Source organism: Streptomyces sp. NRRL F-6492, from assembly GCF_001280125.1.
Taxonomy (GTDB): Bacteria; Actinomycetota; Actinomycetes; order Streptomycetales; family Streptomycetaceae; genus Streptomyces.
This window is the reverse complement of the sequence record NZ_LGEG01000036.1, coordinates 1-12,203: the sequence shown is the minus strand read 5'-3', so window position 1 is coordinate 12,203 and position 12,203 is coordinate 1. Positions and strand designations below refer to the sequence as shown.

General features: G+C 74.7%; 9 protein-coding genes. All 9 read right to left on the bottom strand.

What is annotated here, in order from left to right:
* Positions 1-624: 624 nt before the first annotated feature.
* The 9 genes from ADL08_RS39150 to ADL08_RS05715 all read right to left on the bottom strand — a co-directional run bounded on the left by ADL08_RS39150 (position 625) and on the right by ADL08_RS05715 (position 12,177).
* Positions 625-2,577, bottom strand: coding sequence for a universal stress protein (locus ADL08_RS39150; protein ID WP_078968164.1), 1,953 nt, complete (start codon positions 2,575-2,577; stop codon positions 625-627).
* 158 nt (positions 2,578-2,735) lie between these two features.
* Positions 2,736-4,016 carry a serine hydrolase domain-containing protein gene (locus ADL08_RS05750; protein WP_078968163.1) on the bottom strand — a complete coding sequence of 427 codons (1,281 nt, stop codon included), beginning with the start codon at positions 4,014-4,016 and terminating at the stop codon, positions 2,736-2,738.
* Between the two features lie 109 nt (positions 4,017-4,125).
* Positions 4,126-4,575 carry a subtilase-type protease inhibitor gene (locus tag ADL08_RS05745; protein WP_053640956.1) on the bottom strand — a complete coding sequence of 150 codons (450 nt, stop codon included), beginning with the start codon at positions 4,573-4,575 and terminating at the stop codon, positions 4,126-4,128.
* A gap of 368 nt (positions 4,576-4,943) precedes the next feature.
* Complete coding sequence (locus ADL08_RS05740; protein WP_053640955.1) at positions 4,944-6,167, bottom strand: ATP-grasp domain-containing protein; 1,224 nt, start codon at positions 6,165-6,167, stop codon at positions 4,944-4,946.
* The gene (locus ADL08_RS05735) at positions 6,164-7,699 is read right to left on the bottom strand and encodes an amino acid adenylation domain-containing protein (protein WP_053640954.1); all 1,536 of its coding nucleotides are present in this window, start codon (positions 7,697-7,699) and stop codon (positions 6,164-6,166) included. Before ADL08_RS05735 ends, ADL08_RS05740 begins: the two co-directional genes overlap by 4 nt.
* On the bottom strand, positions 7,699-9,456 hold the full coding sequence (locus ADL08_RS05730; RefSeq protein ID WP_053640953.1) for an ABC transporter substrate-binding protein: 1,758 nt from the start codon (positions 9,454-9,456) through the stop codon (positions 7,699-7,701). Before ADL08_RS05730 ends, ADL08_RS05735 begins: the two co-directional genes overlap by 1 nt.
* A gap of 121 nt (positions 9,457-9,577) precedes the next feature.
* Complete coding sequence (locus ADL08_RS05725; RefSeq protein WP_053640952.1) at positions 9,578-10,624, bottom strand: MupA/Atu3671 family FMN-dependent luciferase-like monooxygenase; 1,047 nt, start codon at positions 10,622-10,624, stop codon at positions 9,578-9,580.
* A 28-nt stretch (positions 10,625-10,652) separates the two neighbouring features.
* Positions 10,653-10,841 carry an MbtH family protein gene (locus ADL08_RS05720; RefSeq protein ID WP_053640951.1) on the bottom strand — a complete coding sequence of 63 codons (189 nt, stop codon included), beginning with the start codon at positions 10,839-10,841 and terminating at the stop codon, positions 10,653-10,655.
* Positions 10,842-10,881: 40 nt separating this feature from the next.
* On the bottom strand, positions 10,882-12,177 hold the full coding sequence (locus tag ADL08_RS05715) for an MFS transporter (protein WP_053640950.1): 1,296 nt from the start codon (positions 12,175-12,177) through the stop codon (positions 10,882-10,884).
* Between the last annotated feature and the right edge of the window lie 26 nt (positions 12,178-12,203).

Here is a 12,203-nt window from a genome sequence, read left to right as displayed (position 1 = left end):
CTTCGGCGCGGTGGCCCGGGGCGCCGCGTGACGGGCGGCCCGTGGGACCGGCCGGGGCGGGGACGTCACGTTCGGCCCGAGTCCCGGTGCGGACGGATGCGGCGCCGAGGGGTGCGGCGCGGGGGGGGGTGTGGACACTGGTGGTGCCGAGGGGTGCGGCGCGGGAGGGGGTGTGGACACTGGTGGTGCCGAGGGCGGCGATGGGGGCGGGGGTACCGGCGACGGCGGCGCCGGGGGCCGGCACTCGGGTGGAAGGGGGGACGCGGGCCGTGGGGGTTCCGGGTCGCCGTGGCCCATGTCGACCCACACGTCCGGGGCACACACCACCAGGCGGTCGGTGGTCGGGGTGTGCTCCATGAAGACCACGGCCTCGCCGTGCCGGGGCAGCGGGCACAGCGCCGCCGCGGCTCCCAGACCGACACTGATCCAGCTGCCCACCGGCAGTCCTTTCCCGCTACGACCTGTTCTCGTACGCCCCCCGGTCGTCCGGAGGGGCGGAGGCGCCGCCGCCGTGAGGCGGCGACACAGCGGGTAACGATCATGGACGGGGCAGGTCACGGGCCGTTTTTCGCGAAGAGGACCGAAAGCGCGGCCTTTCGGCGGCCTTTCACCGGAGTGGAGGAATCACCCTGGCGTTCGGTCCTCGTCCTGCCGCCCCGGGGAACGCCCCGCCGTCCCCCGGACGGTGACGACGGGGCAGTGCGCGTACGTCATCGCGGCCTGGCTCACCGAGCCCAGGAGCAGTCCGGCGATGCCGCTGCGGCCGCGGGCGCCGACGACCAGCAGCTGGGCCGTCCCGCTCGCCTCGATCAGGACCTCGTGCGGCTTGCCGTCCACCAGGTCGTGCCGGACGGTGACGTCCGGACGGGCGTCCGCGCGGTCGGCGACCGCCCGGGCCAGTGAGCGCGCCGCGGATTCACGGGTCGTGCCGGGCGGGGCCTTGTCCGGCTGCCAGGCGTGCACCGCCACGAGCTCGGCCCGGCGCCGCGCGGCCTCGGCGAAGGCGACGTCGACGGCCTCCTCGCTGTCCGGCGAGCCGTCGGTCCCCAGGAGGACGGGCCCCGTGCCGCCGGACGCCGCGTGTTCCTCGCGGACGGTCATCACGGGGCAGTGGCTGCGGGCGGCCAGGGAGATCGGAGTGGATCCCAGCAGCAGGCCCGTGATGCCGCCCAGCCCTCTGGAACCGACGACGATCAGGTCCGCGGCCCGCGACTCGGCTTCCAGCACGTGTACCACGTCGCCCGTCACCACGGCCTCGGTCACCACGAGGTCGGGCGCCGTGCCGAGGGCGTGGACCGCCGCTTCCTGGACCAGGGTCGCGGAAGCGGGGTCCGGCACCACGTACCTGGGCTTGATCGGGACCTCGACGTGGACCACGCGCAGCTTCGCGCCGCGCAGTGCCGCCTCCGTGGCGGCCGCCTCCACGGCGGTGAGGCTCATCGCCGAGCCGTCCACCCCGACCACGACCAGATCGCTCATAGCTGGCTGCTCCACTTCACGCTGCGGGCTCCCAGCCTCGCCCCGTCGGCAGGCCGCTGCAATTCCTGCGCCCCCGGGGAGGGCGGGGAAGCCGCCGTGGCGGAGTGGGGGCGGCGGGGTCGGTTCACCGGGCCGGCACCCGGCTCCAGCCGTTCCCCCTCGAAGCGTGCGCGGAAGCCGCGGTCGTGCGAGACGGCGACCACCGCGCCGTTCCCGCCCGTGACGAGGAGCCGCTGTCCGGGTGCGAGGGGCAGGAGGCCGTCCAGACGCAGCCGTTCCCCGACCCGTACGCCGTCGAGCTCGGCGAGGGGGCCGGGGGCCGGGCCGTCCGGCGTCGTAGCGGCGCACGGTGCGCTCGTCCCGGTCGACCTCCAGGATCGTGGTGGCGACGCGCTCCAGGAACGCGTGGTCGTGGGTGACCGCGACGACGGTGCCGTGATGGGCGCACAGGTGTTCCGCCAGCCAGTGCGCGGCCGCCGCGTCGAGGTGGTTGGTCGGTTCGTCCAGGAGCAGCGGCTCGGGGGCGGCGGCCAGGACGCAGGCGAGCGCGAGCCGTGCCTGCTCGCCGCCGGACAGGGGGCCGAGCGGGCGGTCGCGGGTGATCCGGGTGAGGCCGAGGGCGTGGGCCGCGGCGTCCACGCGGGCGTCGGCCTCGTACCCGCCGCGTTCCTGGTGGGCGATCAGCGGTTCGCCGTAGGCGGCGAGCCGCTCGTCCGACGCGTCCCCGAGGGTCTCCTCCGCCGCGCGGAGCTCCCCTCCATGGCGCGCGGGTCGGTCAGGGCGAGGTCGACGGCGTCCCGCACGGTGCGGGACGGGTCGAGGCCGGGGGTCTGGGCGAGGTGGCCGGTGCCGCCGGGGAAGCCGGCGGTGACCTCCCCGGCGTCCGGCGTCTCGGCCGCGGCGAGCAGCCCGCAGCAGGGTGGACCTGCCGGAGCCGTTCTCGCCGACGACGGCGGCCTTCTCGCCCGGCCGGACGGTGAGGGAGACCTGGTCGAGGACGGTGCGGGTGCCGCAGGACTCGGTGACGTTCCTGACGGACAGCTGTGCCACGGCGGCGGGAGCGGTGGCGGGCGGGACGGTGCGGGCGCGGTCGCGCACGGGGCTTTCCCGGGGCGCGCGAAGGGTCTACGGGCGGCAGGGACGGCGGCGTCGGCCGTGCCCGGACTCAGACGAAGAGGAAAGCCGTGACCCCACCACAACAGGACGCACCGTCTCGCCCCCAGTGGTTTGTTTCGCGCCCCGGGCGGGGCGGGGGCTCAGCGCCGCAGGAGGGCGCAGACGAAGTCCTCCTGGACGGCGCGGACCTTGGCCAGCAGTTCCGGCTTGAGGCCCTTGCTGGTCTGGGTGTTGATCGAGAACGTCAGGGACCGCTCGCCGTCCGCCGTCGCGGCGGCCAGCTGGGTGTAGCCGGGGAAGTTGCCGGTGTGGCCGTAGACCGTGCCGCACCGGGTGGTGTAGCGGAAGATCGCCAGTCCGCCCGCGTTGACTCCGGGTCCGGCGGGTTCCGAGGCGGCGCCGGGGAGGAAGCGCCGCTGCTGGTCGCGGACCTCCTCGGACAGGTAGCCGCGTCCGCCCGCCCAGGCGCGGACGAACGCGTTCAGGTCCTTGGGCGTGGCCACGATGCCGCCGGAGGCCCACACGCCGGACGCGCCGAGGGCCTCGCTGATGTCCTCGGGCGGGGCGGGGGGCGTGACGTCGTAGCCGTGCAGGTACGGCCTCGGCATCCGGTAGCCCTGTGGGAGGAGGGTCTGCCGGAGGTCGAGGGGCCGGTACACGAGCTGTTCGAGCAGTCGCTCGTACGGCCGGCCGGTCACCGCCTCCGCCATCAGCGCGACGGCGATGTTGTCGGAGTTCGAGTACGCGTACCGCGATCCCGGCGGGAAGAGCAGGTTCCGGTCGGCGACGAAGTCGAGCAGCCGGCGCGAGTCGAAGCGGTGCCTGGGGTCCGCGGTCAGGATCTCCAGGAACGCCGGGGCGGTCGAGAAGTCGGGCAGCCCGCTGGTGTGGCTGAGCAGCTGCCGGAGGGTCACCTCGTGCCAGGCCTTCGGCAGGGCGGGGAGGCGGCGGCCGATCGTGTCGTCCAGGCCTAGGCGGTGCCGGTCGACCAGGCGCAGGGCGACCGCCCCGCTGTACGCCTTGGAGACGCTCGCGAGGCGCATGTACTCGTCCGCCCGGGGCGGTCTGCCGGTCCTCGTGTCGGCCACGCCGGCCCGGTGGACCGTCGTCCGGTCGCCCACCTGCATCAGGGCGATCGCGCCGGGCGGTCCGCCGGACGTCGCGACGAGGTCGTCCAGCCGCTTCTGCAGGGCCTTGGCCGAGGCCGGGGAGGGGGGCGGCGCCGGGGACGGGGGCGTTCCGGCCGCCCGGGCGGACTGGCCGGCGCCGCCCAGCGCCAGGGCGCCGACGAGGGTGGCGGCGGACAGGCGCAGGCGTGCGCGCGAGCGGAGGCGGGCTCCAGAGCGTGCCGACACGGGTGCTCCTTCTCGGTGTGACGCGGGGCGGCCGAGCGCCCGGCGAGGGGGGGTCCGCCCCAGCATCGGACGCGCGGCCGCCCCGCGCCTTCCCGCTGCTCCATCCGGCCGAGATCCCCCGGGCTCCGCGCCGGGCGCCCCCGCCGCCGGCCCCGCGTCACGACCCGACGCGCGCTCAGAACGCGAAGGCTTCTCCGCCGTTCAGGGTGGCTCCCATGACGCAGGCGTTGGAGAAGGTGTGCTGCCAGGAGGTGCGGGTCCCCTCCCAGACGCCGTCCAGGGTGACGGTGACGGGGTCGAAGTGCTGGGGGCAGGCCCGGTCGGGATCGGGAGAGGCGAGCAGTCCGTCGAACCCGTCGCCCGCGAACTGGGCCTTGAGTTCGGCGCAGGCGGCCTCGGGGGCGGGGTGCGTGCCGCCGGGGCCGGGCATGCAGCTGAGCGTGGTGGCGCGGAGGACGGTGACCGGGCCGGCGTCGGCGCCCCTGCCGATCGAGAGGACGACGGCGGAGGGGGCGTACAGGCTGGTGGCTCCGGTTTCCGCGGCGCCGGCGGTCCCGGCGGTACCGGCGGCGCCGGCGAGACAGAGGAGGGTGGCCGCGAAAGTTGCGGCAGAACGACGAAGCACGGGAAGATTCTCTTTCACATCGAAGGAAATGAGCGGTCTTTCTCCTGCGATTGCCGCTCATCTTGCGCTTCGGAGTGTGTCTGACACGCAGAGCCACCGCACCTTCATGACCGTTATTCGGACATGGGGGCACGATTACCGGTGGCCCGTGGGGTGTCGTGGCAGTTCAGGCGCGGTACGGAGGGCCTGTGGCGCGGCCCCGTACGTGCCCCGCGCCGGGCCGCTCCCCTCCCCCACCGGCCGCCGACCTGCTCGAAGACGCGTCCGATTTACCGAACGGCCATTCAGTACGGCCGGTTACCGACGTACCACCGGGTCCGACGCGCCCGGAGGGCCCCGGCGCGGCCGGCCGGGGCGTGTCCGGCGGATCAGGGCCGGTCCGTCGCCCCCGGGGCGAGGGTCGGGCGCACCGCTCCGAGCCGGGTGACCAGGGCCTCCCGTTCCTCCGGTGTCGCGCAGTCGAGCAGGGCCCAGGCCAGGCGGTCCGCCGAGGAGCGCGGAGGGCGCACCGGGGTGCCCGGCGCCACGTCCAGGCCGTGCCGGACCACCCCCGGCCACGTCGACCACCGCGTCTCGTGCGCCGACTCCAGGACGCCTTCCCGGTCCGCGACCACGAAGGCGCTGCCGGTGTAGCGGGGGGCGGGGTCGGAGGGCGGCTCGTGGGGGGCGCCCGTGGCGAGGGCGAGGGCGTGGGCGAAGAGGTCCGTGCCGTAGGCCAGGGACATGGCGTCCATGCAGTGGTCCCCGGGGGCCCGGACCGCGACCTCCATGATGACCAGGTCGTCGCCGCGGGTGCGGAACTCCACGAACATGATCCCGGTGCGCATCCCGATCGCGTCCGTGACCGCCTGGCCCAGCGCGTCGGCGGCCTTGCCCAGGAGCGGGTCGGTCCGTTCGTGGGCGCTGAAGTGGGCCAGCTCCACGAAGTGCGGCGCGTCGGTAGTGAGTTTGCGGGTGAGGCTGCCGAAGCGGACCCGTCCGTCGGAGACCAGGCCCTCCCAGGAGTACTCCTGGCCCTCCACGTACTCCTCGACGAGGAGCCGGCCCTCGTCGTCGCGGCGGGCGACCGCGTCCGCCCACTGCTCCGGGGTGGCGACGCGTTCCACTCCGTCGCTGCCCGCCCGGTTCAGCGGTTTCACCACGACCGGGAGGTGGGCGAGGGCCCAGTCCGAGGCCGTCGACAGGCGGGCGGTCTTCACGTGGCCGGGCTGGGCGAGGCCCGCCCGGGCGAAGCGGAAGCGCTGCTGGGCCTTGTCGCGCGAGACCGCGGCCGCGTCCAGGCCGGGGCCGGGGAGGCGGTGGCGTTCCTGGGCCATCGCGCCGGCCAGGACGTGGATCTCCGAGGAGGCGAGGACCCCGTCCGGGCCCAGCCGCGCCACCAGGGCCTCGGTGGGGCGGATCCAGGCGTCGTCCCGGCCCGCGAGCGCCGGGTCCACCTCCTGCGCGTCCACCACCCAGGGGTACGCCTCCCGGAGGGCGGCGACGCGTTCGGCGGTCTCCACCAGGCCGACGCGCAGGCCGAGTTCGCCGGCGGCCTTCAGGTAGCCCGCCGCGACCGGGGCCGCGCCGATCAGTACCACCGTGCGGGTCATCGTGGTCTCCGGTCGGTCAGCAGGGCGCCCAGGGCGCGGCGGTCGGTCTTGCCGTTGGGGCTCAGCGGGAGCTTCTCCAGGTGGGTGAAGCCGCGCGGGACCATGTAGCCGGGGAGCCGGCGGCCCAGGCCGGTGCGCAGGGCCACCGGGTCCTGCGGGTCGCCGGTGTAGCAGGCCTCCAGGCCCACCTCGCCCAGGTCGTTGGGCAGTGCCAGGACCACGGCCCCGGTCACTCCCGGCAGGGCGCGCAGTCCCGCCTCGACCTCGCCCAGCTCGATGCGGTGGCCGCGGATCTTGACCTGCTGGTCGAGGCGGCCGAGGTGGACCAGGGTGTCGCCGGTGCGCGAGACGCGGTCGCCGGTGCGGTAGTACAGCTCGGGGCCGGGCAGTCCGGAGCAGGCGTGGACCACGGCGCGGCCGTCCTCGAAGCGGACGAACCGGCCGGCGTTGTTGGCGGGTTCGAGGTAGCCGGGGAAGCGCTGCGGGCCCCGGACGCACAGCTCGCCCTCCTGGGCGGGGAGTCCGTCCTCGTCCAGGACCAGGAAGTCCAGGTGCGGGTAGGGGGTGCCGATCGGCACGGTGCCGTTGGCGGACGCCGGCCAGTCCTCGGGGCGGGTCGGCAGCCGGTACTGGGTGCAGGCGACGGTCACCTCGGTGGGCCCGTACAGGTTCTCCAGGACGCTCTGCGGCGCGGCGGCCCGCCACAGCCGGATCTGCTCCAGGGTCAGCTGCTCGCCGCCGAACAGGCTCCAGCGCAGGCTGGGCATGCCGGACGGCGACAGGTCCCGCAGCCGGTCGGCGTAGGAGATCACCGAGGGCACGGAGAACCAGTGGGTGACGGCCTTGCGCGCGATGAAGCGGGCCGGGCGCACCAGTTCGCCGCGGGTGGGCACCACGAGCGCCGCGCCGGAGGCCCAGGCGGAGAACATGTCCCAGACCGTCGGGTCGAAGGTCAGGTCGAAGGTCTGCGAGATGCGGCAGTCCGGGCCCAGGTCGTAGCGCGGGATGACGTAGTCGAGCAGCGCGGCCACGTTGCGGTGCAGCACGGGGACGCCCTTGGGCGTGCCGGTGGAGCCGGAGGTGAAGACGATGTACGCGATGTCGTCCTGGCCCGGCAGGTGCACCGGGCCGCCGTCCGCCCAGGCGTCCTCCAGGGGCGCGTCGGCGGCCACCACGGGCACCGGGAGCGCGGCGGTGGGAGAGTCGGTGAGCACCACGTCCAGCTCCGCGAGCCGGGCCGTGTCCGCCAGGCGCTCGGGTGAGAAGCCGGGGTTGAGGGGGACGGCGGCGCTGCCGAGGCGGTTGGCGGCGAGGTAGCCGGCGTAGGCGGCGAGCGAGCGGTTGGCGAGGACGCCGACGCGGCGCGGGCGCCGGCCGTCCAGGGCGGCGAGCAGCCGGCCGGCCGTGCGCGCGGCCTGGTCGGCGAGCTGGGCGTACGTCAGGTGCTCGTCGCCCAGTTCGAGGGCGGTGAGGTCCGGGTGGCGGGCGGCGGTGTCGGCGAAGCGCTCGTAGAGGGTGGGCCGGTCGGCCATCACGCACCCTCCTCGACGTGGGCGTTGTAGTAGACCGGGGTGCCGAGGAAGGAGGAGGTGAACACCCCGCGCACCCGGGAGCCGGAGAGCGCGACGTGCAGGTAGGAGAAGAGGGGCACCAGCGGTACGTGGTCGCGCCGCAGCCGCTCGTCGAGCGCGGCCCACGGGGCGGCGGACTCCTGGGCGGACAGCCGGCCGAGGCGGTCGATCTCGGCGTTGATCCCGGGATCGTCCAGATAGACGAAGTTGTCGTTGCCGCTCTCGCCGATGGTGCGGCCGTCGAACATGCCGAGGAGCGTGGAGGCGCCCGGCCAGTCGGCGGCCATGCCCATCAGGTACAGGTCGTAGGCGTGGCCGCGGGTCTTGAGGACCGCGTTGTGCGAGGGGCGGTCGATCTCGACGAGCTCGATCTCGAATCCGGCCTTCTCCAGGCTCGCGGCCAGGACCTTCGCCGGGGCGGTGAAGTACTCGCCCTCCCGGCTGAGCAGCCGCAGCTTCGGCCGGGCGCCCTTGAGGAGGGCGGCGGCGGCCCGGGGGTCGCCGTGCTCGCCCGCCGGGTACGGGTCGGGGTAGTCGCGGTGTCCGATGGTGGCCGCGGGCAGCAGGGTGTGCACCAGGACGCCCTGGTCGGCGCCCATGGTGTCGCGGAATCCGGCCCTGTCCACGGCGTGGGCGATCGCGCGGCGCACGTCCACGTCGGTGACCCGGGCGGTGTTGATCGCCAGGTACCAGACCAGCGGGGTGGGGTCGCGGCGCAGCCGGCCGGCGAGGGACGGGTCGGCGATCAGCTCGGCGGCGACGGACCGCGGCGCGTTGTTCTCGGCGACGGCCCACGCGTCGGTGCCCTCGCCCGCCCGCACCCGCAGGTTCTGCTCGCCGGCCTCCGGGCCCATCTCGACCTCGACGCGGTCCACGTGGTCGTGGCGCACCGGGTCGGTGGCGGCGTCCCAGTGCGGGTTGCGCACCAGGACGAGCCGCTCGCCGGGGACGTGCTCCTCGATGCGGTACGGGCCGGTGGCGACGGGCGCGCGGCCGTAGTCGGCCCCCGTGTCGGCGTCGCGCGGGACGGGGGCGGTGACCGGCTGGGAGACGGCGAACGGCAGGTCGGGGCGGGGCTGCCGGAAGCTCAGCCGCAGGGTGCGGTCGTCGGGAAGCTCCAGACCGGGCGCGTCGGACGAACCGGTGGCGTACGGGCCCTCGTAACTCCCGTTCTCGCCCAGCCAGTTCCTCAGGTGGGTGGGGCCGTCGGAGATCTCCGGGGCGAAGCTGCGGGCGATGCCGTGGGCGACGTCGGCGGCGGTGACCTCGCGGCCGTCCTCGAACCGTACGCCCCGCTTGAGGGTGAACTCCCAGGTGCGTCCGTCGCCGTCGACGTCACGGCCCGGCGTCTCGGCCAGGTCGCCGACGAGGACGCGTCCGCCCCGGCCGTCCTCGCGGAACATCGTCAGGGTGCGGAACAGCAGGTGCCCGATCGCGAGGGACTGCAGGGTGTAGCTGCGCTGCGGGTCGAGGTGGTCGTAGGCGGCGTCGCGCAGGATGCGCAGGGTGCCGCCCCGGCGGGCCCCGGGCTGCTCGGGGGCGGGGCCGCGCGAGGCGGCCGGGTCGAGGGCGATCACGTCGTCGGCGGCGGTCGGGACCTCAGGGGTCCGGGCGGTCGGGTCGTCGGTGGCCGGGGCCTGGGCGGTCACGTCCTGGGGGGTCGGGTCCTGGGCGGTCGGGTCCTGGGCGGTCGGGTCCTGGGCGGTCGGGGCGGTCATGCGGGCACCTCCGGGGTGGGGCGGGTGGCGGTGGGGAACGGGCCGTCCGCGCGCCGGAACGACCGGGCGCCGGCATCGGTCCCGGTACCGGTTTCGGGCTCGGCTTCGGCTTCGGCGGTGCTCATTCCACCGACCGCTTCAGCTCGTCGAGGACCTCCAGGCCGGTGAGCACCCGCTCGTGCGGGACGCCGAAGTCGATCAGGCAGGCCAGCTCGTCGACCCCGGCCTCGCGCGCCCGGTCGACGATCGCCTTCGCCTGTTCGACCGTGCCGAACAGACCGCTGGAGTGGTAGTACGTGTCGAAGGAGCGCCGTACCAGGAAGTCGACGTCCGACTCGCGCAGCTTGTCGACGTCGAAGCCCTGCAGGATGCTGCCGGCCGAGCGGGCGATCAGCCGGAAGGAGCTCTTGAGGTACGCGGTGAACGGCTCGCGGACCGTCTCGCGGACCTCGGCCGGGTCCTCGCCCAGGCAGGTGTGCAGCATCAGGGCGACGTGGCCGGGCCGCCCGTCGTGGCCGGGGCGGTCGGCCAGCGCCTTGCGGTACAGGGCGATCTTCTCGGCGAGCTGGTCGAAGTCCTGGCCGAGCAGGTGCGTGAGCACGCCCGCGCCGGCCCGGCCGGCGGCCTCGAAGGTCGCCGGGCCGCCCGCGCTGGTGACCCAGGCGGGCAGCTCGGCCTGGACCGGCGGCGGGAAGACCTTCACCTCGGCGGGCTTGCCCGCGCCGTCGGTGACGGCCAGCGGCTCGCCGCGCCACAGCGCGCGCACGGCGTCGAGCGTCTCGACGACGGCGTCCTTGCGGCCCGCGTAGCCCTCGGGGCGCAGCGCGAAGTCGACCGCGTTCCAGCCGGAGGCCAGGGAGATGCCGGCGCGGCCGTTCGAGAGGTTGTCGACGACCGACCACTCCTCGGCGATGCGCACCGGGTGGTGCAGGGGGGCGACGACGCTGCCGGCCCGGATGCCGATGTGCTCGGTGACGGCCGCGACGGCGGCCGCGGTGACCGACGGGTTGGGGTAGAGCCCGCCGAACTCGTGGAAGTGCCGCTCGGGCGTCCACACGGCGGAGAAGCCGTGGGTGTCGGCGAAGCGGGCGCCCTCCAGGAGCAGGTCGTAGCGGCCGCGCGGGCCGCCGGCCGAGCCGTCGGCGAAGTAGAACAGGCTGAAGTCCATGGGAGTGCCTCGGGTTGGCGCGGACGGGTCAGCGGACGCTGAGCGGGCGGAGGTCGGTCCAGACGGACTCGATGTGGGCCAGGCACTCGGCGTGGGTGCCCCGGTGGCCGGTCTCGGTCCAGCCGGCCGGGACGGGCGTGGCGACGGGCCAGAGGGAGTACTGCTCCTCGGCGTTGACGACGACGGTGTGCACGGCCTGGGATTCCTGCTCGGACATGGCGGAACGGTGCCTTTCGGTGGAGTGGGAGGGGGTCGGGCTACTCGGCGATCGGGTCCGGCAGCGTGTGCTTGATGCGCACCAGCGAGGAGGTGGCCAGCGGGATCAGCGCGAGGCAGAAGCCGAGCGTGGTGACCAGGACGGCGCCGCGCAGTCCGGCGGCGGAGCCGAGGAAGCCGCCGGCGAGGGCGCCGAGCGGGGCGATGCCCATCGCGACGAAACGGTTGGTGGCGGCCACGCGGCCCTGGAGGCTGTCGGGCGTGATGGACTGGCGGATCGTCAGCATCGTGACGTTGTTGGCCACGCCGAAGGAGGCGAAGAGGAAGTTGATGAGCATCAGCGAGCCGACGGCCGGCCAGCTTCCGCCGTGGACCAGGGCGATCAGCGGCATCACCAGGTTGGCGACGCAGGCGGTGAGGATGATGGTGCGGCCGTAGCCGAACCGCTTGGGAAGGTTGCCCGCGAACAGCGCGCCGATCAGGAAGCCGGGCCCGAGCGCCGCCATCACCAGGCCGATCTCACCGGCCGACAGGCCGAGGGTGTGCGGCATGTACTGGACGAAGACGACCTCGAACGCGGTGAAGGACAGGTTGAAGACCGACGCCATGATCGTCATGGTGCGCAGCTGCTCGTTGCGGAAGACCAGGACGAGGCCGTCCTTGACCTGCTTCAGCGTTCCGGCCGCGCCGGTGCTCTCGGCGGGTTCGACGTGCTCGCGGTGGCGGATCAGCCAGATGTTGACGACCGAGACCAGGTACGAGACGGAGGCCGCGAGCACCGCGACGGGGGCGGTCAGCCACTGCACGAGCACGCCGCCGAGCGCCGGGCCGCCGATCGTCGCGGCCGACTGGCTGGAGCCGAGGGCCGAGTTGCCCGCGGCCAGGTCCTCGCGCTCCACCAGGCGCGGCAGGTAGGCCTGCGCGGCCACGTCGAACAGCACGGTGCAGCAGCCCGCCAGGAAGCCGAGCAGGTACAGCCAGCTGATGCCCAGCTCGTGCATCCAGTACAGGACCGGCACCGCGCCCAGGAGCAGCGCCCGGCCGAGGTCGGCGGCCGCCATCAGGTTGCGCCGGTAGAGCCGGTCCACGAGCACCCCGGCGAACAGCGACACCAGCAGGTACGGCAGCCGGATGAAGGACGCGAGCAGGCCGACCTGCTCGGAGCTGGCGGCCAGGGCGAGGACGGCGGTCAGCGGCAGGGCGAAGTCGCTGATTTGGGCCGCGAACTGGGAGGCCGTCTGGCCGAGCCAGAGCTTGGTGAAGTCGGCGTTGCGCCACACGCTGGGGCGGGGCGCGGGGCCGCCGCCCGCCGGCGTCTCGGTGGTGGCGGTGGACATGGAGGGGCTCCTGGAAGGGGTCGGGG

Excerpts from the sequence above, each read along its gene's own strand:
- ADL08_RS05750 (WP_078968163.1), bottom strand. The coding sequence starts at position 4,016 with ATGCTGGGGCGGACCCCCCCTCGCCGGGCGCTCGGCCGCCCCGCGTCA.
- ADL08_RS05740 (WP_053640955.1), bottom strand. The coding sequence starts at position 6,167 with ATGACCCGCACGGTGGTACTGATCGGCGCGGCCCCGGTCGCGGCGGGC.
- ADL08_RS05735 (WP_053640954.1), bottom strand. The coding sequence starts at position 7,699 with ATGGCCGACCGGCCCACCCTCTACGAGCGCTTCGCCGACACCGCCGCC.
- ADL08_RS05730 (WP_053640953.1), bottom strand. The coding sequence starts at position 9,456 with ATGACCGCCCCGACCGCCCAGGACCCGACCGCCCAGGACCCGACCGCC.
- ADL08_RS05725 (WP_053640952.1), bottom strand. The coding sequence starts at position 10,624 with ATGGACTTCAGCCTGTTCTACTTCGCCGACGGCTCGGCCGGCGGCCCG.
- ADL08_RS05720 (WP_053640951.1), bottom strand. The coding sequence starts at position 10,841 with ATGTCCGAGCAGGAATCCCAGGCCGTGCACACCGTCGTCGTCAACGCC.
- ADL08_RS05715 (WP_053640950.1), bottom strand. The coding sequence starts at position 12,177 with ATGTCCACCGCCACCACCGAGACGCCGGCGGGCGGCGGCCCCGCGCCC.